Annotated in this window: 18 protein-coding genes; 10 read left to right on the top strand and 8 right to left on the bottom strand. The window is 59.6% G+C overall.

Annotation, left to right across the window (positions count from 1 at the left end; translation table 11 throughout):
• Positions 1–34: 34 nt before the first annotated feature.
• The 7 genes from A4R35_RS08395 to A4R35_RS08365 all read right to left on the bottom strand — a co-directional run bounded on the left by A4R35_RS08395 (position 35) and on the right by A4R35_RS08365 (position 7,753).
• On the bottom strand, positions 35–277 hold the full coding sequence (locus A4R35_RS08395) for a DUF2630 family protein (RefSeq protein ID WP_112428364.1): 243 nt from the start codon (positions 275–277) through the stop codon (positions 35–37).
• Positions 278–388: 111 nt separating this feature from the next.
• Positions 389–1,627 (bottom strand): pyrroloquinoline quinone biosynthesis protein PqqE, encoded by a 1,239-nt coding sequence (gene pqqE, locus A4R35_RS08390; RefSeq protein WP_223258252.1) that lies wholly within the window; start codon positions 1,625–1,627, stop codon positions 389–391.
• 88 nt (positions 1,628–1,715) lie between these two features.
• The gene (pqqD, locus tag A4R35_RS08385) at positions 1,716–2,021 is read right to left on the bottom strand and encodes a pyrroloquinoline quinone biosynthesis peptide chaperone PqqD (RefSeq protein WP_112428362.1); all 306 of its coding nucleotides are present in this window, start codon (positions 2,019–2,021) and stop codon (positions 1,716–1,718) included.
• Positions 2,018–2,794 carry a pyrroloquinoline-quinone synthase PqqC gene (pqqC, locus tag A4R35_RS08380; RefSeq protein WP_112428360.1) on the bottom strand — a complete coding sequence of 259 codons (777 nt, stop codon included), beginning with the start codon at positions 2,792–2,794 and terminating at the stop codon, positions 2,018–2,020. The genes pqqD and pqqC overlap by 4 nt, the downstream gene beginning before the upstream one ends.
• A gap of 106 nt (positions 2,795–2,900) precedes the next feature.
• Positions 2,901–3,833 (bottom strand): pyrroloquinoline quinone biosynthesis protein PqqB, encoded by a 933-nt coding sequence (gene pqqB, locus A4R35_RS08375; RefSeq protein ID WP_112428358.1) that lies wholly within the window; start codon positions 3,831–3,833, stop codon positions 2,901–2,903.
• Positions 3,834–4,515: 682 nt separating this feature from the next.
• Complete coding sequence (locus A4R35_RS08370; RefSeq protein ID WP_112428356.1) at positions 4,516–6,519, bottom strand: acetoacetate--CoA ligase; 2,004 nt, start codon at positions 6,517–6,519, stop codon at positions 4,516–4,518.
• 130 nt (positions 6,520–6,649) lie between these two features.
• Positions 6,650–7,753: a toprim domain-containing protein gene (locus A4R35_RS08365; protein WP_189361547.1), complete on the bottom strand. Its 1,104-nt coding sequence runs from the start codon at positions 7,751–7,753 to the stop codon at positions 6,650–6,652.
• A 392-nt stretch (positions 7,754–8,145) separates the two neighbouring features.
• On the opposite strand from A4R35_RS08365, the gene A4R35_RS08360 reads away from it, so the two are divergent.
• The 3 genes from A4R35_RS08360 to A4R35_RS08350 all read left to right on the top strand — a co-directional run bounded on the left by A4R35_RS08360 (position 8,146) and on the right by A4R35_RS08350 (position 10,698).
• Positions 8,146–8,625, top strand: coding sequence for a hypothetical protein (locus tag A4R35_RS08360; protein WP_146747146.1), 480 nt, complete (start codon positions 8,146–8,148; stop codon positions 8,623–8,625).
• Between the two features lie 167 nt (positions 8,626–8,792).
• Positions 8,793–9,701 (top strand): cysteine peptidase family C39 domain-containing protein, encoded by a 909-nt coding sequence (locus A4R35_RS08355; protein WP_112428350.1) that lies wholly within the window; start codon positions 8,793–8,795, stop codon positions 9,699–9,701.
• Between the two features lie 748 nt (positions 9,702–10,449).
• Positions 10,450–10,698, top strand: coding sequence for a helix-turn-helix domain-containing protein (locus A4R35_RS08350; protein WP_112428347.1), 249 nt, complete (start codon positions 10,450–10,452; stop codon positions 10,696–10,698).
• A gap of 152 nt (positions 10,699–10,850) precedes the next feature.
• Here the strand turns inward: A4R35_RS08350 and A4R35_RS08345 are convergent, their stop codons facing one another.
• Entirely contained in the window at positions 10,851–11,759 is a 909-nt protein-coding gene (locus tag A4R35_RS08345; protein ID WP_189361546.1) for a Rieske 2Fe-2S domain-containing protein, read from the bottom strand.
• 516 nt (positions 11,760–12,275) lie between these two features.
• On the opposite strand from A4R35_RS08345, the gene A4R35_RS08340 reads away from it, so the two are divergent.
• The 7 genes from A4R35_RS08340 (at position 12,276) to A4R35_RS08310 (ending at position 20,573) form a co-directional block, all read left to right on the top strand.
• Entirely contained in the window at positions 12,276–12,953 is a 678-nt protein-coding gene (locus tag A4R35_RS08340; protein WP_112428343.1) for a helix-turn-helix transcriptional regulator, read from the top strand.
• Positions 12,954–13,106: 153 nt separating this feature from the next.
• The gene (locus A4R35_RS08335) at positions 13,107–14,312 is read left to right on the top strand and encodes an alpha-hydroxy-acid oxidizing protein (protein ID WP_112428341.1); all 1,206 of its coding nucleotides are present in this window, start codon (positions 13,107–13,109) and stop codon (positions 14,310–14,312) included.
• A gap of 562 nt (positions 14,313–14,874) precedes the next feature.
• On the top strand, positions 14,875–15,345 hold the full coding sequence (locus A4R35_RS08330; RefSeq protein WP_112428339.1) for a CBS domain-containing protein: 471 nt from the start codon (positions 14,875–14,877) through the stop codon (positions 15,343–15,345).
• Positions 15,346–15,503: 158 nt separating this feature from the next.
• On the top strand, positions 15,504–16,556 hold the full coding sequence (gene pdhA, locus A4R35_RS08325; RefSeq protein ID WP_112428337.1) for a pyruvate dehydrogenase (acetyl-transferring) E1 component subunit alpha: 1,053 nt from the start codon (positions 15,504–15,506) through the stop codon (positions 16,554–16,556).
• A 2-nt stretch (positions 16,557–16,558) separates the two neighbouring features.
• Complete coding sequence (locus tag A4R35_RS08320) at positions 16,559–17,560, top strand: alpha-ketoacid dehydrogenase subunit beta (RefSeq protein WP_112428335.1); 1,002 nt, start codon at positions 16,559–16,561, stop codon at positions 17,558–17,560.
• A complete protein-coding gene (locus A4R35_RS08315; protein WP_112428333.1) occupies positions 17,553–18,902 on the top strand; it encodes a dihydrolipoamide acetyltransferase family protein in 1,350 nt (449 codons plus the stop codon). Before A4R35_RS08320 ends, A4R35_RS08315 begins: the two co-directional genes overlap by 8 nt.
• Before the next feature lie 303 nt (positions 18,903–19,205).
• Complete coding sequence (locus A4R35_RS08310; protein ID WP_189361538.1) at positions 19,206–20,573, top strand: MFS transporter; 1,368 nt, start codon at positions 19,206–19,208, stop codon at positions 20,571–20,573.
• Positions 20,574–20,669: the final 96 nt, after the last annotated feature.

Genomic DNA, 20,669 nt, shown 5'->3' with positions numbered 1-20,669 from the left:
TCTCTGGGAATAGGCAGATCTTGGGCTGCGAGCGTTATTGCAGGTAATGCTCAACGATACGGGGATCGCGAGGCTGAGCCTCATCGGGGTTGAGATGGGCATGGCGGCGCGCTCGCTGCTGGCGCAGCAGGTCCCAACACTGATCAAGGCGAGTCTCTAGCTCTTTCATGCGCACGCGCTCCTCGTCCGTGAGCCCCTCTTCTTCCGCCTTCTTGAGCAGTTTGTGCTCCTCATCCACCAGTTCGTCAATACGCTGCAGAATTTCCGCATCATCCATCGCTAGCGATTACCTCCTCTCTTGAACGATCGCACAGCGGTCTACCTGCAATGCTTTCATGCTGGTTGTCTCCAGCCACAGCATAACAGTAAAACTCGGAGGTGCCCCCGCTTATTCCCCTGGGCAGGATTTGGGATTGGTGCGGAAGAGGATGGGTATCAGAGGCCGCCCATCGGGAGCGAAAGGGCGGTGGAAGCTGGGCGAGGAGCCTGACTGCTGCTCAACCTCGCTGAGGATGGCGAGCAGACGGGCACGGTGAGGGGAGAGACTACAGGCGGGGTCGGTATTGGCGGCATCGCCTGTCAGCAGGAAGGCCTGGCAGCGGCAACCGCCGAAGTCCTGCTCACGCAGCGGGCAGCTCCGGCAAGGTTCAGGCATCCAATGGCTGCCGCGGAAACGCTCAAAGGCCGCTGATCGCTGCCAGATCCAGGCCAGGGAATGCTGGCGCACATTGTCAAAATGCAGGTTGGGAATGACGCGGGCGGTCTGACAGGGCAGGACCTCACCCTCGGGGGTGATGGTCAGATAACGGCGGCCCCAGCCATACAGGCAGGGCTTGGGACGTTCAGCATAGTAATCGGGCCAGACATAGATGACCTCCATGCGTCCGCGCAGGCGCTCCTGAGCAGCGCGCACAATCGTTTCGGCCTGCTGCACCTGAGCTTTTGTCGGGAGCAGCGCGACTTTGTTGCAGAAGGCCCAGCCCAGATACTGCGTGCTGGCCAGCTCCAGGCGCTGAGCGCCTAGCCGCTCGGCCAGGGTGATCAGTGCCGGCAGGCGCTCGATGTTGCCGCGGTGAAGCACCACATTGATCGTCAGGGGCAGGCCACAGGCGTTGACCAGGCGCGCGGCCTCTAGCTTGTGCTCATGAGCACCCGGACAGCCGGCAATGCCATCGGCCAGGGCAGCTTCGTCGGCTTGGAAGCTGATCTGAACGCTATCAAGACCGGCCTCCCGCAACTCCTGTAGACGGCGCCGTGTCAGGCCAAGGGCGCTGGTGATCAAATTGGTATAAAGGCCAATGGAGCGAGCGCTATCAACAAGGACGGGCAAATCTCGCCGTAGGAGTGGCTCACCACCTGAAAAGAGCAGATGCAGAACCCCGAGGGTGGCGGCCTCGCCGATCACGCGCTGCCACTCGCTAGTCGTCAGCTCAGGCTGTCGCTGATCTGAGAGAATCTGAGTCGGATTCGAGCAGTAAGGACAACGGAGCGGACAGCGATAGGTCAACTCGGCCAGCAAACCGAATGGCCGCAGCGTATTGCCCAGGGCGGCCTGAGAAAGAGCATCCTCCGGCTGATGTGTGCCTGGTGAAGGAGATGGCTTCATCTGCTGCTCGTTGAGCGTCATGATCAATGTCCTCTCTGGCTATACAACCTGTCTGGCGACCGATCCTGTGCTGAAGCCGATAGCGGGCGAAGGAGTAGGCGGACCTGATCTACTCTAGCCAGGCGACGAGATTCTGGTCCCGCAGCGAACAAAGGTATTCATAGACATCATCCTGCAGCTGCTCGGGACTGGCCTCGTAACGGTTCGCCAGCTCTCGAAGGATATCGGCCAGCGTATACTCGCCGTTGCAGAGCTGCAAGATAGCAGCTGCGGTCTCATTGAGCATCATCACTCCTTCGGGATAGAGCAGAATAGGTCGCTGGCTGAGACGATCGATTTCCAGCCGTGCCCTGGGAAGCAGGCGGGGACGCAGCACCTTCGGAGGTGGGAAACTGCCTTCGCCAGGCGTGCTCATAGGCGACCTTCCTGTGGGGCGGGAGTGGGGGCGCTGGTGCTGGCCGCTGTCTGCGCCGGCTCGCCAGGCAAGGGGCCGTAGGCGAACTGCAGGGCGTCGAGCATGCTCCAGAGCACATCACATTTAAAAGCGAGCGCCTGGACAGCACCCTCCTGAAGCTGGCGCGTTGTGCAGTAGCGCACAGTCAGCTCCAGTGCCTGTGCCGCGTCGCGTGGTGCCTGCTGCAAACGGGCCCGGAAATAGGTCAACCCCTCCGGGCTAATCCAGGTGTAGTAGCGCTCAAAGGCGGCCAGGCGCTCGCTCATCAGGTCGGGAGAGAACAGCTCAGTCAACGAGGAGGCTACGGCCAGAGGCCACGGCTGCTGACGGGCGAAAGTCACATAGGCTTCGACGGCGAAGCGGACGCCAGGCAGCACATGCCGTCCGCTCAGCACCTCTTCCCGTGAGAGGCCGCTTGCTTCGGCCAGCTTCAGCCAGGCTGCAATGCCGCCCTCATCCTCGTGCTCGCCATCGTGATCGCTGATGCGGTGAAGCCAGAGCCGGCGAACCTCTGGGAGAGGACAATTGGCAAGGATTGCCGCATCTTTCATCGGAATGTGCTGCTGATAATAGAAACGGTTCACGATCCAGGCGCGGATCTGCTCAGGAGAAAGGGCGCCTCGATTCATAGCTTGATGAAAAGGATGGAGATGATGATAGCGAGTCATGCCAACAGCTCGCAGTTGGGCGACAAAGGTCTCGTGATCCCAAGGCTCAAGAATCACTGTGCTCATAGTAGCTCCTCTCTTCGCTCTTGCCAGCCAGCTTACTTGCTGGCTCGATTGCTTATCTGCCCTGCGATCCTCTGGTCAGCGGCAGGCGAGGTGAGGGCGTGTGCAATCATAGCTGCAGTTCTAGGCCGTCCCAGCCGATGATGACTCCGGCAGCGTACACGGTGGCATACTGGGGCGAATCCTCGACCAGGACCGGATTGGTGTTGTTGATATGGGTATAGATGCGATAGGGAATAGGAAGCTGCGCTAACCAGGCCAGACTGCCTGCTGGCCCGCTGATTGGGAGATGGCCCATGCTGCTTGCTGTTGCCTGGACAAGACCCTGCTCCTGCAGCTCATGCTCGCTCCAAAAGGTGCCGTCAAGGAGAATGGCATCGCAGGCTCGCAGGTAGGGCTGCAGCTGCTCCTCTTGTCGGGCTAGCCCTGGTAGGAAAAGCAGACGTCCGCCAGTCCGCACATCCGTGAGATAATAGCCAACGCGGAACGGGGAGCCGGTTGCGAGCGTACTGGCCTCTGCGAGGTCGAGGTAGCGCGGAGGCTTGCCGGTCAGGGGGATAGCCTGGTAGAGAAGGCCGCTCTCATGGCCCGCCGCAGTGGGCAGAGGAGCCAGCTCTTCGGCGGGTTCACGCCACTCGACGCAGCAGTAATGAGCGAGCAACTGCGGTAGGACCAGTCCCTGGCGCAGGGCTTGTTGAACTGCCACAGGCGCATAGATAGTCAAAGCTGAACGCTCCCGAAGGAGCAGGAGGCCGAGGGTATGGTCGAGATCGGCATCGGTCAGCAAAATGGCCTCGATCGGCGTGCCGCGCCTGCAAGAGGCTGGGGGCCAGAGAGGTGGAAAACCTTCAAGCTGAATGCGCAGATCAGGAGAGGCATTGAGTAGAAACCAGCGCTCGCCGTCGGCGCTCACCGCCACACAAGACTGTGTGCGTGCCTTCGCCTTCAGCTCTCCCGCACGGAGACCCTGGCAGTTCGAGCAATTGCAGTTCCACTGCGGGAAGCCTCCTCCTGCTGCTGTACCGAGCAGACGCACCAACATTTTTCTTGTTTTTCTAATCCCTGAACGGGCTGCCTCTCTCTTCCATTTCAATCCTTGGAGGTGTTTGCTCACTTTCCGCAGCCCAGGCCAACAAAGCAGAACCAGACAAGGCATCGACCGCAGCCAGACGGGGAGCAGGGAGGAGGCAGGACCTGCTCAGTCTCCGCCCCCTCCCTCTACGGCTCACCCTTCCTCCATTAGCGCCCTCTGCCTGCTCTCTCCCTGCCTAGCGCGGTACTACTGTCTCTTTTGAGGTTCAAACAACAGGAGTACACCTGCATAGGCAGTGCACTCAAGGCTCACCGCAATGACTTCGAAGGACGGCTTGACCCACCGGGGCTTTTCTTGCATGTTGCTCCTTTCCCTTTTCAGGCTGCACAGAGTTCCAGCGCAGTACGCTTCTCAAGCACCCCTCTGCGGAGGACGCTCTGACCATGCTCATCCATAGCCCTCCGCTCCTCACCCCGCCTCCTCTCTTACCGGTCAGCATGCCCTCCAGTCCATCCGTCGAGATAACCGCCGACGAACTGGTGGACGGCCCGTCGACCAGTGCCTCACGCTCTTCGGCCTTGCTTCGCTTGTGCGCTGGGCAAAGCTACACCTCCATTATAACCAACCCCAATAAATAATAAATGTATATCCATCTATGAAGCGAGATGAAGAGCAGCGGAGCTGGCGGAGCCTAGGGCGTACTGCCCGAGCGAGCCTGGAGTTGGCGGGCGAAGTCAACGAAGAACTGGATCGCCTGAGGATTGCTCATCGCGTCGGGGCTGGCCGCCTTCTCCAGAGGCATACCCAGGAGCAGCTTCTTGACTGGCACCTCCATTTTCTTGCCGCTCAGTGTGCGGGGCACCTCGGGAATGGCAATGATCTCGTCAGGCACATGATGCGGCGAGATCTCGCGGCGCAGAGCCTCCTTCAAACGGCGCTGAAGGTCTTCATCGAGGCGGACTCCCTCGCGCAGCACAACGAACAGGGGCAGGTAATAGCCGCCACCGGGGCGTTCTACTCCGACGACCAGGCTATCGAGCACCTCGGGGAAGCTCTCGACGACGCGATAGATCTCGCTGCTTCCCATGCGAATCCCCTGGCGGTTGATCGTCGAATCTGAGCGACCGTAGATGATGGCGCCCCCGCGTGGGGTGATCTTGATCCAGTCACCGTGGCGCCAGACGCCCGGGTACATTTCGAAGTAACTTTCACGGTAGCGGCGATTATCTGGATCGTTCCAGAAGAAGAGTGGCATTGAGGGCATCGGCGCCGTGACCACCAGTTCGCCGACCTCATCGATTAAAGAGCGTCCCTCTTCGTCGAAGGCCTCGACACGCGCGCCGAGTGCACGGCACTGGATTTCACCTGCATAGACGGGAAGCAGGACACAGCCGCCGACGAAGGCTGAGCAGACATCGGTGCCGCCGCTGACCGAGGCCAGCCAGACATCGCGCTTGACGTGCTCATAAATCCAGCGGAAGCCTTCTGGGGGCAGGGGGGAGCCAGTGGAACCAATGCAGCGGAGCTGGCTGAGATCGAACTCCTTTCCTGGCTCGATACCAGCCTTCATGCAGCCAGAGATGTAAGCGGCGCTGGTCCCGAAAAGGTTCATACCGCTATCCTGAGCAAAGCGCCAGAGGGTATTCATATCGGGATAGCCGGGGGCGCCATCGTAGAGTAAGATCGTGGCCCCGACCAGCAGGCCGCTCACCAGGAAGTTCCACATCATCCAGCCTGTGGAAGTGAACCAGAAGAAGCGGTCGCCCGGCTTAAGATTGCTCTCCAGTGAGAGCACTTTGAGATGTTCCAGCAGGATGCCGCCCTGACCCTGCACGATGGCCTTGGGAAGTCCAGTGGTTCCCGAGGAATAGAGCACCCAGAGCGGATGCTCAAAGGGAACCTGCTCGAAGGTGAGGGGGGCTGGTTGGGCGAGCAGACTGCTCCAGGGAATGGTCTTGCTGAGGCCGGCCCTGGCTTCCTCAGGGGTGGCGTGCAGGTAGGGAATGATAATGGTATGTTCGAGCGTAGGCAGGGCTGTCTGAAGCTCAGCCAGCACTCCCCTGCGGTCGAAGGAGCGCCCATTGTACTGGTAGCCATCGACGGCGAAGAGCACCCGTGGCTCAATCTGCTGAAAACGGTCAACGACGCTGCTGGTGCCAAAGTCGGGCGAGCAGCTAGACCAGATAGCGCCAAGGCTGGCGCAGGCGAGGAAGGCGATCACTGTCTCCGGAATATTAGGCAAATAGGCCACGACCCGGTCGCCGCGCTTGATGCCGAGCTGACGCAGGGCCTGGGCCACGGCTCCCACTGCCTGCTCCAGCTCCTTCCAGGAGAGCGTGCGCCACGGTTCGCGTTCGGAGCGGAAGATGATGGCCGGATGCTCAGCACTGGCCTGGCGGAAGACATGCTGAGCGTAGTTCAGCTCGGCGCCTGGGAACCATCTGGCGCCAGGCATGCTGCGGCTGGCCAGCACCTGAGTATATGGCTGGCTGGCCTGGATCTGAAAATAGTCCCAGAGCGAGGACCAGAAGCCTTCAAGGTCGGCGACCGACCACTCCCAAAGCTCATGGCGGCTGGCGAATTGCTTGCCGCGCTGCTCGGCAAGCCAGCGCATATAGTGCGTAATATTGGCTTGCTCTTTTAGTTCCTCTGAAGGCTCCCACAGGGGCTGTTCGGCGTTGAACGAGGTACTCATCGGCTCGTGCTCCTTTCAAACAGATGGGCTTTCGGGGCCCTTGACCTTCGAGGCAGGGAGACAGGTCGGCCCGCGCTGGTGGTTGTTCTTTTTCTGCTGTAAGTAAGTCTATGTCGCGCGTAGAGACAAGTCAATACAGACGGCGATAGCTATCCAGTAGCGGCTGCAAGCCTGCACGGCCAGCCAGGCGCCAGCGCTCATTCCAGTCCTTACCCTGTCCGTCCAGGGGCATCAGGCAACAGCTGACTGCCCGCCCTTGCTCGCGGAGTTGCGCGCTGAGACGAGTTGTGGCCTCGCGTCCTCCCTCATCGCCATCGAGGGCCAGCAGCACGCTGCGAACCTGGGCAGGGAGCCAGCTGAGGGGCAGTGCGGTGCCAGCCAGGGCGACCACTTCGTTCGCTCGAAGGCCAGCCGCCAGCAAGGCCAGACGATCAAAGGTTCCTTCAACCACGATGAGCTGAGGGGCAAGCTGCTCTCGTGGCAGGCTAAAACAGCCGGCAGGATTGGTTTTGATCCAGCGCTGTGGGCGACCGGGACGCTCTAAGAGCTGCTTATGAGCGTTTTCATCCATTCCAGGCTGCCATCCCACGAGTGTGCGCCCGATATAGCCTCTTGTGGTTTCTGCTTGAAGAGGAAAAATCAACCGCCCGCTCCAGCGTTGCAGGAGGCGTCGCTGTTTAGAGTGCGTCAGGCGAGTAATGATCGTTGGCGTCAGGAGGCCAACGCCACCAGTAAGAGCGATCTCCAGAGGAATGGCCCGCTCGCGCAGGTAGGCGCGCCCCAGGCTGCTGGACTTCAACGCCGCTTGCATGGTGGGTTCCAGGGCTTGCAATATACGCCGCTCTTCTTCTTGCCAGCGGTTCAGAACGCTGACGCTACTAGGCCGTTCTTCTGGCTGGCTCAGCCAGTGAAAGGGCGAGGAGGTCTGGCTTCCTGTTGACCCTTCCTGAGCGCTTGCCTGTCCCCGACTACCGCTGGCGTTGGCTGCCAGGAGATGGTGGGCTGCACCTGGATTCCATTCAGCTATCAGGACTTTGGCTTGACAGGAGGCGTTAAAGCAATAGCCCCAGCCGCTGGCTGGGTCGATCGAGAGCGAGCGTTGATGATCACTGCCGTGAATCGGACAGAAGGCGCGCACCCGGTTGCCTGTCAGGCGCGGATGGCGTAGTTCACTCTGTGAGAGAATCTCGATCCGTTTGCCTCGACGGGTGAAGATGGTGATCATACTGGCCATCCTCTGCTCTCTTTGGCGCTTTCCCCGTCCTTCCATCCTCGCCAGCGCTGCTCTCTTTCTATTTCTACTGGAGATTATAGAATATTTGTTCTGACCTGTCGAATGTCGGACGAGCCGTGACGCCAGGCTAGGACTTTCGGCCAGCGCCCAGGCCGTGGCCGTGGAGGGAGAGAGAAACAGGCGGACTCTTGGAGTTATGCAACCTGCCAGCGTTCTCCTCTGTAAGAGAGAAGGGAGAAGAGGATGCTCCTCTTCCTTGACAGCGATAGCTATCTGTTATACTCTGTCTTTGAGAGAATGGCGCAATGAAGATCAGAAGCTGCAGGAAAAGGACGCACTTGAATAGAAGTTCCGCCTTTCGGGCGCTTGTTGAGAGATAGAGAGGATCGACAATGTACCGACGAAACCATTTTGGGCGCCACCGGGGTTGGTTTTTCTGGTGGTTTATTCCTCTGTTTTTCCTGGGTCCGGCACATTGGTGGTGGGGCTGGGGTAGCGCGATGTTCGGCATTATGCTGAGCATCTTCTTCATCGCCTTGCTGGCCTGGGCCCTCTCTGTGCTCTTTGCTGAGCAGGGGCCGGGGGCGGGGCGCAGCTGGCCGATGAGTGGTGGCATGTGGCAATGGCAGCAGCAGCCGCCGCAGGCGCCGCCGGGACCAATGGATACCTACCAGACCTCTTACCCGGGCAGCCAGCCAGGAGAGCCTGAGCGGCGCTACCACCAGGGTTATCGCGCCCAGACGGGTCCGCGCTCCAGCGAGGCTGCCGAGCCACAGCCACAGCAGGCTCAACCGATGGCGAGGCGTCCTCAACCGCAGTACGAAGAGCCGCAGGTTGAGTATCCTCGCGAAGAGCCGCCGCTGGTCCAGTAGCCATCTTGACCTCTATACCGCCAGGCTCCCGCGCGTCTTAATCTGCACCAGCATGCTTCATATGGTACTATTGTGGGGGTGATTTGACGGAAGCCCTCAACTCCCGGGATACTTCTGGTAAATGATGTTGATGTGTTTATGGAGATGAAGAACCGGGAGGTTGCTCTGTGGTCCCCTTTATGGTGCTGGCGAGCGCGCTGCTCCTGCTCATGCTGGGGCTGAGTCTTTGGCGCCGTGGAAGCTGGCTTGAGCGCTGGTTGCGGCGTGAAGGGCTGGCAAGTGCTCTCCTCGTCTCCTCTTCAGGAGAGCAAGCAAGCTTGACCGCTCGTACTGCCCGCCTTCTGCAGCGGGCACAAGACGGCCAGGAGGGGAAGCCCTGGTTCGCTCAGACGATCCCGGCGCCCTGGTATCGGCGTTGGCGTGTGATTCTCTCGCTGCTGCTGCTGGTAATGGTTCTTCTGGCGCTCTCGATGACCAGTGCTCTGGCCGATGGTGGACAGCTGACGCTGAACGCGGCGCTCACCTTTTTCCGCAACAATCACGGTCAGACACTTGATCTCCAGACCCTGCCTCATGGCTTCAACGCCTCGCGCAGTCTTGTGCGTATCTCCCAGCTTGATCCTGCCCAGTATGCTTCTCAAGAAGAATATGACACCTGGGCCTATTCTGCATGTTCAGCAGCCGCCATGACGGAGGTCTTCAATGCCTATGGCCGGCACTATCGCATCAGCGACGTGCTGCACGTCGAGGCAGCTCTGGGGCAAATCACGCCGGAGCTGGGCCTGGTATCGCCAGATGGTATTGCAATCACTGCGGCCCACTTTGTCTTTCGCACCGAGTGGGGTGAGCACTGGTCCCTGGAGCAGCTGCTGGCCGTGGCCAACAATGGTGCCCCTGTGATCGTAAGCTTCCCACCAGATCGCTATGCTGGCGGCCATTTGCTCGTCGTGCTCGGCGGCGATGCAACGTCGGTCTATCTGGCCGACTCCTCGGCCTGGAATCGCCGTGTCCTCAGCCGGGAGCAGTTCCTCCAGTGGTGGGGCGGCTATGCCGCTGTAGTAACGCCTCTTGAGTAAGCCAGGCCAGCGGAAGGCGGCCCTGACGCGGGCACCGCTCTGGCGCTCGAACAGATCTTCGAATGTCCATCCTCCTATGTCGGGCTGCATGGAGGGAGACCTCACAGCTGCGGCAGACCTGTTGGCTTGACAGCTAGAGAGCCGGGGAACACGCTTCCCAGCAGCTCCTGCTTCTGGGCAAGGGGAGTGGTTACCTCTCCTCCTTCTCCTCCTTTCGTTCCCATTGAGAGATCAATCCTTTTGAGAGATCAATCCTTCTGATCAGGAACCGTGCTGGATCAACATCAATGGGCGCAACGCTCAGATGGCCTGTGCCGCTTCTCCTCTGCTTTGCCGGGTTGATCACCTGCTTCTATACTCCCTCAACTCCCCGCTTCTCTCTTCTCTAGATACGGCTGTTCGCTGGCCGGGAAGATTATCCGGCTTCCCCGTTGTTATTACCAGTGGATTGGATAATAGATCGGAAATGTGCTATTATAAAATCGGAGAAGTGAAAAGTCTCAATTTCCCGGCCCCAAGCGGGGAAGCTGCTGAGGTTCTGTCTCTTCCTTTTCAGGCAAACTGAGCCGCTTCCCTGGCGGGACGGGCAGATCGGGAGTTCCAAATTCTCAGCGAAATTTCAGCTAATTCACAGTTCCTCTTAATAGAGGAGTGTTTTACTCATATTAGCTGGAAATGATAGAACGCTCCAGGCGAACTGCCTGGGACTGTAATCCGATCGAATTCAGTAGAGAGGAGAGGGAAACCTATGGCTCGTCGGGAAAGTGCAGTTGTGGATCGCGAGCGCGATTCTCGTGAAGAGTATACGACAGAGCTGCTCACTGTCAGCGAGGTAGCGAAGCGCCTGCGTGTTGATGACACCACGGTGCGCCGCTGGATCAAGACCGGTGCCCTGCAGGCCATTACCTTGCCGCACAAGGGCAAGCGCGAAGTCTATCGTGTCAAGAAGAATACGCTGGACGAGTTGCTCAACACGCCCGCGACTGCCGCGTCGTAAAGCGGGTCGGATCAGCGGCGGTTGTGCGGTGATCTGACCACAGAAACAAGCTGGACCCGAGGGTATCTCTCTCGGGTCCTTTTGTGTGGAAAATGGCACCGGGGACTATCCTGGCATCAGGGGTTGCTCGCAGAAGGCTCCTGTCTCTCTGATCAGTGCCCACCCAAACGGCGTAGTTCAACCTGGCCATTGCGAACGCGTACCGCATAGCGCGGAGCCGGCACGGTTGCCGGGCCAGTCAGCACGCGCCCATCGCGCACGCAAAAGCGTGAGCCATGCCAGGGACATTCCACCACATCCCCATCCAGCGTTCCTTCGTCCAGAGGTCCCCCAGCATGGGGGCAGGTTGCTGAAATTGCATAGTACTGCTCGCCACGACGGAGCAGTACCACGGGCACACCGGCTACTGTTACGCGATAGAGGTGTCCCTCCTCGACATTGCTTGCCGGAAGGACCGGCTCGAAGTCCTCGCCTGCCGCCTCCCAGGCAGTATGGTTAACGTTGGTGCCCTTCACAAAGACCATGTCTCCGCCCAGATAGCCCGCCACCAGAATAGCCACGAAGCCGATGAAGCCGAGCACGGCGGCGGCGATGCTTTCGTTCAGAGGAGAGATCAGGCGCAGGATCAATGAGACCAGATAGAGGAGAAAAGCCGCCGTGTTGAGCAAGCCATGATAGAAGCCGACCGTTCGCTCAGCTCCATAGGTATCGCTCCAGTCGGCCAGACCGGTAAACAGCGCTCCCAGAGCAGCGATCAACCCAACGATGGCTCCGACCAGCGCCCCGCGCGCGGCCCAGCTATTGCCAGCTGGTGCGGCCAGCCAGATAATGTCGAGAATGGCGGTCAGGGTCCAGGCGCCGATCGGGATATCGGTGATGGCCGGGTGCAGGGGATGACCTCCAAAGGTGCCGCTGAGTAAGCTTTTCAGGAGGCGTGGTGGCTTCTGCGTGCCTCCAGTCAGCGTGCGGGCCAGAGCCTGCAGACTGTCGCCAAAGCGGTCGGCGAAAGACTGCCAGATGTTGGTCGTTGACGGGACCGGCTCATGCGTCGTGTCGCTCATGGTGCTCTCCTTCGTCTCTTCTCTTCTCTTCACAAGGGCTGACAACCTGCCCATGCTCCAACTCTGGCCTCAAGAGCGGCCTTCCCCCTCGTCCTTGCTGCATGTTGCCAGGTCAAACGCCTCTCGTCTCTGTGCACGGAAAAACGGGGGGGCAATGGCTGACAAGACCGCATACAGTGGGCCTTGACCACGTCAGCGTGTGCGCTGGCCAGGCCTCGACCGGCTGGCGTTGCTCGCCATTGCCCCTCCGTCTCTGGTTAGCCGCTCCTGCTGTACAGGAAGCAAACAGGCGTCAGCAGATAGCAGGCAGTTGTGCTTTGGCTAAAAAAGCCTGCCCGATCCGTCCACTAGCGCATCGGGCAGCTTCCAGGACTCTCTCCCTCTTTTGGATATACCATACTCGCTCGGGAAAGTCAAGAAAGTCAAAGAATTTATTGACATAAGGCTGGCTCTCTGTTAAACTGAGGCAAAGCAAGCGCTAATTGTTTTTCCTCTCGATCAGGAAGTGCAAGACCGATGACTGGCAATCAGGCGCAGCGGCGCTTTTTCAGGAGCACGCGCGGGCGCATTGTGGCTTTGCTCTCTCGCCAGGGGGCTACAGTTGAAGAATTGGCCCGGGAGCTAGGGCTGACCGATAATGCCGTGCGTGCTCACTTGGCGGCGCTGGAGCGTGATGGCTTTGTTGTCCAACGGGGAGAGCGGCGTGCTGCTCAAGGGAAGCCGGCTTACCTTTACGAGCTGGCTCCGGCTGCCGATCCTCTCTTTCCGCGTGCCTACCTGCCAACCCTCGATGCGCTCCTTGAGTTACTGACCGAGCAGCTCCCTGCCGCGGAGCTAGAGCGACTCCTGCGGACTATCGGCCAGCGCCTGGCACAGCGCTGGCGAGCCAATGAGCAAAGTCGGTCGAGCGAGCCGCTGAGTCGCGTGCGTTGGGCGGTGGCGGTGCTCAACGAACTCGGGGCTTTAGCTGAGCTAGAGGTAGGGGTGGAGGATCTGAGCGATTGTTCTGGCAGCCAGGCTCGTCTACGTGCCGCGAGCTGTCCACTGGCTGCGCTGATCCCCTCTCATCCCCGTCTCTGTCTGCTGGTTGAAGCGCTGTTGGCTGAGTTGACTGCTTTGCCCGTGCGGGCCTGTTGTTGCTGCGCAGAGCGACCGCAGTGCTGCTTTGAGATCGATCTGATCACTGAGCACTGAGCTCCAGCCCGGTCGGGGCGGGACCAGGGGATGCCCCTTTCAATGCTCTCTTGTTCGTCCTCTTTGCCGCTTTCAACAGCAGAGTCTGACATGGTACAATGAAGAGGAAACGGCCTTGCAGCAATCCCCAGGGAAGGAAAGGACAGAGCCGCGATGTCAGAGACTCCCCACGAGGGCGACCATGTCTCGCCGCCCTATGGCAGCGAACGCCAGTTTCAAATCTACATGGCGGGGCTACAGGGACAGCTTCCGGCCTTGCCTCTGGATGTGCAGGAGCTGGAGCGGCGTGCCAAAGAGCGCCTAAGCCCCGAGGCTTATGACTACGTGGCTGGGGGTGCTGGCGCTGAGGATACCATGCAGGCTAACCTTGCTGCTTTTCAGCGCTGGTCCATCGTCCCGCGTATGCTGGGCAATATTGCCCAGCGTGATCTCAGCGTCGAGCTGTTGGGACTGCGCCTACCAGCGCCTCTGTTGCTTGCCCCAATTGGTGTTCAATCGATCATTCACCCCGAGGCCGAGCTGGCAGTGGCGCGGGCTGCGGCTTCGCTGGGCATTCCCTTTATTTTGAGCACGGTCTCCTCTTATACACTGGAGGAGGTAGCTCGGGCAGCAGGCGGTGGACCGCGTTGGTTCCAGCTCTATTGGCCTGCCGATGCCGAGTTCTGTGCAAGCCTTGTTCAGCGAGCTGAGCGGGCTGGCTACGGCGCAATTGTGGTCACGCTCGATACACGCTTGATTGGCTGGCGTCCGCGAGATCTGCAGCGGGCCTATCTGCCGTTTCTCCAGGCGCAGGGGCTAGCCAACTACCTGAGCGATCCTGTCTTCCGTCGCGATTTACCACAAACCCCCGAAGAAAATCCATTTCCGGCTATTCAGAAGTATGTCTCCAGCTTCGGCCATCTGACACTCCAGTGGGAAGATCTCGCTTTCCTTCGCCAACATACGCAACTGCCCGTCTTGCTCAAAGGGATTCTTCACCCTGATGATGCGCGCCGGGCGGTGGAGTGCGGTGTCGACGGCGTGATTGTCTCCAATCACGGGGGACGCCAGGTTGCGGGGGCCATTGCTGCGCTGGAGGCATTGCCGGGAGTAGTGGAGGCCGTTGCCGGACGGATTCCCGTGCTGTTTGACAGCGGCATTCGTCAGGGGGCTGATATTGTCAAGGCGGTGGCGCTGGGGGCGCGGGCCGTCTTGCTGGGGCGCCCCTATATTTGGGGGCTGGCTGTGGGAGGGGAGGCTGGTGTGCGCGAGGTCTTGCAGAATATGCTGGCCGATCTGGATCTCACGCTGGCCCTGAGTGGGTTTGTCTCTGTCAGCTCGCTGGATCGTTCAGCCCTCGTCAAAGCGGAGAGAGCGTGATAAGATAAAGAGGAAAAGCGAGGAGCGCCGCCTCTGTCTGTAGGCGAGGAAATTAGCCGGAACCGGAAGGACGTCCCGCTGACGAGATAGCTGGTTCTGATAAGCGTGTTCTGCAGGAAGCCTGGCCTAGCGACAGCAGCAGAACGATTGGTTCCTTCTTCCCCTCTCTGGCCACGAAGGGGCAGTGTGTGCCAGAGGAGGGGAAGCGAGTCGTTAGCTGGCTAACTGAGGTTACAGGCAGACCAATTGGCCAATCAGACAAGGTGGTGAGTACCTACTCAAGAGTAGCGGGAGGTTGCCAGGAAACAGGCCTGTCGCTGCCCGACTCCTGCTTTGCAGGCAGGGTAATGCCCGTCAACGAATCGCAGGCTATCGGACGGCGCGTGACAGGAGCCGACGGCGGCAGGCGCTGAAAGAGTCGAGTAGCAAGAAGGAACAGAAGAGCAGTTCAACAGAGGGTTCAGAGAAGAAGTACATCGCCTGCAAGAGGATGAGATATTCTGTCTGTCGGTGAGGAACACAGTACTCCTGCAGACTGGAAGCTCAGAGGAGATGACAGGCGATGAGAAAAGTCAAAGATGTTATGACCACACGGGTGGTAACTGTCCGTGAGGACCAGACGCGACAGCAGGCGGCAGCCCTGATGGCGTGCCATCGAGTCAGTGGGTTACCCGTGGTCAATGAAGAGGGGATGATCACCGGTCTTGTCACTGAGCACGATGTATTGGCGCGTCAGGGTCGCTTTGTGCGAGAGATTATGACCCGTGGTCTGATCAGTGTCAGCGAGGAGACCGATCTGGAGGATGTTGCCCAGCTGCTTGTCAATCGGCGTGTTCGGCGCTTGCCGGTGCTGCGCGAGGGGCGGCTGGTGGGCATCGTGAGCCGCGCTGATCTGGTCAGGGAGGTGGCGACGCGCTGGACCTGTCCGGTATGTGGCGAGGTGGCGCCTGGCGAAGCACCGCCGGAGTGCTGCCCTCGCTGTGCAGCGCCTCAGATGGTGGCGCCAGCCGAGCCAGCTCCTCCTGGTTTCTAGGCGTCTGCTTGTCTGGTAAGAACGACGCCCAGGCAGCAGTACGGCGCTGGCTCTGTGCTCTTCCTTGTTCCGGCTCATCAGGGCGATTGGATCGCTAGCAGTCAAGCTCATCTTGTTGAGGCAGTGTCGATTAGCCAGAAAGAAGAAGTAGTGTACCTATGGAGACCAGACAGCAACGGAAGGCAGCCGCACACGGGGCCGGGCCGAATACCCCCGGCTCCCCTGCTTCGCTGCTCGCAGGAACGGACCGCGAAACGCTGCTCAATTACTATTATCAGATGGTCCTTATTCGCTATTTTGAGGAGAAGGCCGGTGAGATGTACACCCGTGCGCGCATCGGCGGCTACTGTCACCTCAATCTTGGCGAAGAGGCCACGGTCGTCGGCTTCTGTGCCGGTCTGGAGCCTGACGACTACGTCTATACCAACTACCGCGAGCATGGCTATGCCATCTGCCGTGGCATCTCGCCTGCGGTGGTCATGGCCGAACTATTCGGCAAAAAGACTGGCTGCTCTCTTGGGCGTGGGGGATCAATGCATCTCTTTGATATCAAGCGGCGCTTCATGGGGGGCTACGGCATTGTAGGGGGGCAGTTGCCGCTGGCGGTGGGGGCGGCCTTTGCACTGGCCTATCGGGGCGCACGTGAGATTGTGGCCTGCCAGATGGGCGATGGCACTACCAATGGGGGGCCTTTCCACGAATCGCTCAACCTGGCCAAGCTCTATCGGTTGCCGGTGGTCTTCCTCATTGTTAACAATCAGTACGGCATGGGGACGCGTGTTGATCAGGGCTCGGCGGTCCCCGATCTTTATCGCAAGGCCTGTGCCTATGATATGCGTAGCGAGCGCGTTGATGGCACTGATGTTCTGGCCGTCTTAGAGGCTGTACGCACGGCGGCTCGTATTGCGCGTGAGGAGCGTGAGCCGAGCCTGATCGAGGCGGTCAGCTATCGCTTCCGTGGTCACTCGGTGGTTGACCCTGATCGCTATCGCCCCGAAGACGAGGTACGGCGCTGGCGCGAGCGTGACCCCATTGTGCTTTATGCAACCCGGCTCAAAGAGGCGGGGCTGATGGATGAGGCGACGCGCCAGGAGCTGGAGACGCGGGCGCAGCAGGAGGTCGAGGAGGCGGTGCGCTTCGCCGAGGAGAGCGAGCTTCCTTCGGTCGAGGAACTCTACGACTTTGTCTATGCCGGTGAGGGAGGGCGCTGAGTATGGCCGAGATAACCTATCGCCAGGCGCTACATGATACGCTGCGCGAGGAGCTGCTACGTGATGAGAATGTTTTTCTGATCGGCGAGGAGATCGGGCGTTTCGAGGGTTCTTACAAGATCACCGCCGGCCTCCTCCAGGAGTTTGGTCCGAAGCGTGTGGTTGATACGCCGATCTGTGAGAATGGCTTTGTGGGGCTGGCGATCGGGGCCGCCATGCTTGGTTTGCGCCCAATCGTGGAGATCATGACGATCAACTTCATTGCCCTCGCGATGGATGAGATCGTCAACCATGCGGCCAAGATCTATTATATGTTCGGCGGTCAGTGCCCGGTTCCTCTGGTGATCCGCACTCCGGGCGGTGGTGGTCAGCAGCTCTCGGCGACCCACTCGCAGAATCTGGAGGTCTGGTTTGCTCATGTTCCTGGCCTCAAGGTGGTCGCGCCCTCCACGCCGGCGGATGCCCGAGGTCTGTTGCGGACCGCTGTGCGTGACGACAACCCGGTGCTCTTCCTGGAGAATCTGGCGCTTTACAATACGCGTGGCGAGGTACCCGATGGGGATTACACCATCCCCTTTGGCAAGGCTCGGGTCATGAAGGAGGGCCATGATCTGACCATCATCAGCTACTCGCGCATGGCGGTGGTGGCTCTTGATGTTGCCCGGCGGCTGGAGCAGGAGCGCCAGCTCAGCGTCGAGGTGGTTGACGTGCGTTCCTTGCGTCCGCTTGACCATGAGACAATTGTCAATTCGGTCAAGAAGACCAACCGAGCTATCATTTTTGAGGAAGACTGGCGCTCTTATGGGGTGGGGGCCGAGCTGGCGGCCACTCTTCAGGAGGAAGCCTTTGATTATCTAGATGCGCCCATTCAGCGCGTTGCTGGTGCTGAGGTACCGCTCCCCTATTCGAAGCCGCTAGAGCAGGCGGCTTTGCCAAGTGCGCGGCAGCTGGTGGAGGCGGTCGATCGCCTGGCTATTCGCAAGAGGAGGGTCGTCTATGCCTGAGGTGACTATGCCCCGGCTCAGCGATACGATGCAGGAGGGGACGATTGCCCGCTGGTTAAAGAAACCTGGCGATCGCGTTGAGCGGGGAGATGTGCTCGCTGAGATCGAGACCGATAAGGCGACGATGGAGCTGCAGGCCTACGAGAGCGGGGTCTTGGAAAAGATCCTGGTCCAGGAAGGGGAAAGCGCCCCGATCGGTCAGGTGATTGCGCTGATTGGAAGTGGGGCAGGTGTTGCTGACCAGGCAGGGGTGAGCGCAGCGCGCCCAGTTCCCCAGGCAACGACTGCTTCCTCTGCGGCGGGTAGTGGTACCACCGGTAGCGGCGGCTCTGGGGCAGAGGTCTCTCAGGAGGCATCATCGTCGCGGCAGCGGACCGCAGCGCCGGTTGAGGTACCCCCACCGACTGCGCCGGTTGGTCATGAGAATGGAGATCGCGTCATCAAGGCCTCGCCGTTGGCCCGTCGCCTGGCTGAGGAGCACAATATCGACCTGCGTCAGATCCGTGGCTCTGGCCCTGGTGGGCGTATCGTGCGCGATGATATCGAGGCTTTCCTTGAAAGCCATCGGGCGGCGACGGTGACTGCTCCGGCGGAAGCCGCCCCAGCACCTTCAGTCGCTGCGCCCGCTGCCGCCGCTGAGGTCGGGGCGGCTCCTGCTGAGGAGCTGGTGCCGCTCTCGCGTATGCAAGCGACGATCGCACGGCGCCTGACTGAGTCGAAGCAGGCGATCCCGCATTTCTATGTCAGTACTGAGATCGATATGACGGAGGCTCTGGCGCTGCGCCGCCAGCTCAACGAGAGCGCTGGTGAGGGCGGTGTTAAAGTCTCGGTCAATGATCTGATCATTAAAGCCTGTGCTCTGGCTCTGGAGAAGTTCCCCGAGGTCAACAGCTCCTATCGCGATGGCCAGTTTGTGCGTCATCAGGCTATCAATATTGGTATCGCGGTGGATATTCCCAATGGCCTGGTGGTGCCGGTTATTCGGGATGCCAATCTCAAAGGGGTGCGCACTATTGCTCGTGAGGCGCGGGCTTTGATTGAGAAGGCCCACGCTGGAAAGCTGACACCAGCTGATCTTTCGGGTGGTACCTTCTCAATTTCCAATATGGGCATGCTTGATGTCAGCGAGTTCATCGCTGTGATCAATCCGCCCGAAGCGGCCATTATGGCGGTGGCCTCCGTGCGGCGTACTTTTGTTCCTATCGATGATCAGCCTGTGCTGCGCGATATGATGCATGTCACGGTCTCGGCAGATCATCGTATCCTCTATGGGGCGACGGTGGCGCGCTTCTTGCAGGAGGTCAAGCGTTTGCTGCAGAATCCGTTTAGCCTGCTCGGATGAGGCTGTGACAAGCCTCAGCGATCGATAACACAGGTGGGCGCCCGCCCTATCTTGGCCTGGGCGCTGCCAGGAGGCTCTTCTGATACCGTCAGAAGAGCCTCTTTGTTTTGGCGATAGAAAGAGCGCTGCCAGATTTTCTTCTCCAGGCTGCGTAATCCTCCCATTTTTGCGCACTTTTGCCCCATCATTGACAGGAAATGAGATCTGATATATAAAATATTTGCATCTAAGAAATAAGAAAGGGCAGATTGAATGGCGAATCTTTGTGAGCCTCCTCGGCGGCCTGCAGCTAGAGCCTCTCTCTTGAGTGGTTGGCTACGACGCAGTGGTCGGTTTTCTCGGCAGCTGACGCAGCGTTTCACCTTTGCGCGCGCCTTGGCCAGTCGTCCTTTTCGCTTGCTCTGGTTGGGCCAGACGATTTCGAACCTGGGCAACAATGTCTTCTCGCTGGCACTGGCCTGGCAGGTCTTGCTGATGACGCACTCGGCCACGGCTATGGGCCTGATCCTGATGGCCAGGCTGATTCCCAACCTCGCCTTTGTTCTGATTGGGGGCGTTGCTGCTGATCGGCTGCCGCGGCGTTCGATCGTGCTCTGGTCGGATGGCTTACGGGGCCTTGTCCTGCTCTCCGTTACAGTGCTGGGCGTTGTCGGTCTCCTTCAGCTCTGGCTGCTTGTAGTAGAAAGCCTTATCTTTGGGATCGTTGAAGGCTTTTTCAATCCTGCGCTGATGTCTCTCCCGCCCGAGCTTGTAGGGAAGGAGGAGCTGCCATCTGCCAATGCCTTGACCGCGCTGAGCCTCAATCTGGCGGGACTGGTGGGTCCGGCGCTTGGGGCTTTACTCATTGCTCTGGCAGGGCCGTTTTCTGCCTTTGCCCTGGATGCTGTGAGCTTTTTTATCTCGATGCTTCTGTTGTTCCCTGTTCCTATTGTTGAGCGCCACCGGCGCTCTGAGCAAGGGCAACTCGGATCGTCAGCTCTGGCGCTGCGTGAGGATGCTGAAGGCGAGGAGGAGAATCTTGTGAGAGGGCGGCTGTGGGAGCTAAGGGCTGGTCTGCAGAAGGTGTTGCAGGACCTGGGTGAGGGTCTGGTCTATGTGCGCCGGTCGCGCTGGATCTGGGTGACCTTGCTCAGTGCGACTGTTGGAAATGTCTGCTTTATAGCCACTTTGGCGGTTTCTATGCCAAAGCTGGTGCAGGTTGTCTATGGACAGGGGGCTGGATTCCTTGGTCTTCTTGAAACAGCTGAGGCTATTGGCTCGCTGCTGAGCATCTTGCTTTTGGGGGTGGTCTTGCGTCTGGGACGGCGCGGGTTGCTGGCCTATCTCTTTCTGATGCTGAGCGCGGCTGGTGTGCTTGCTTTTGGCTTGATTCCGGCGGCCTTGGCCCTCTGGTTAGCTCCGCTGGCGTCGATCCTGGTCGGCTTCGGCCTGACCTTTTTTAACACGGTCTATTTCACTATTTTGCAGGAGCAGGTACCTGGGGACAAGCTGGGGCGTGTCATCAGTCTGGATACCATCGGCTCCTTGGGTTTAGCCCCGCTGGGGCAAGTGCTGGGTGGAATTTTGACCGATCGGCTCGGAGCTGCGACTGTCTTTCTGCTCTTCGGGTCCCTTGCGCTGGGCAATTGTTTGTATCCGCTGCTTGTGAGAGAGGTACGGGAGACGCTCTAGACGGAGATGAGTCTCTGGGAGCCAGAGTGAGAGCCATTGATCGCTTGCTGTAGGGAGGAAACGCCGCTCATTGTAGAGGGCGTTCGCCTGGCACGC

Origin of the sequence: Thermogemmatispora tikiterensis (genome assembly GCF_003268475.1) — a bacterium.
GTDB lineage: Bacteria > Chloroflexota > Ktedonobacteria > Ktedonobacterales > Ktedonobacteraceae > Thermogemmatispora > Thermogemmatispora tikiterensis.
Note: the sequence above shows the minus strand (reverse complement) of the source record. Positions and strands in the feature narration are given on the sequence as shown.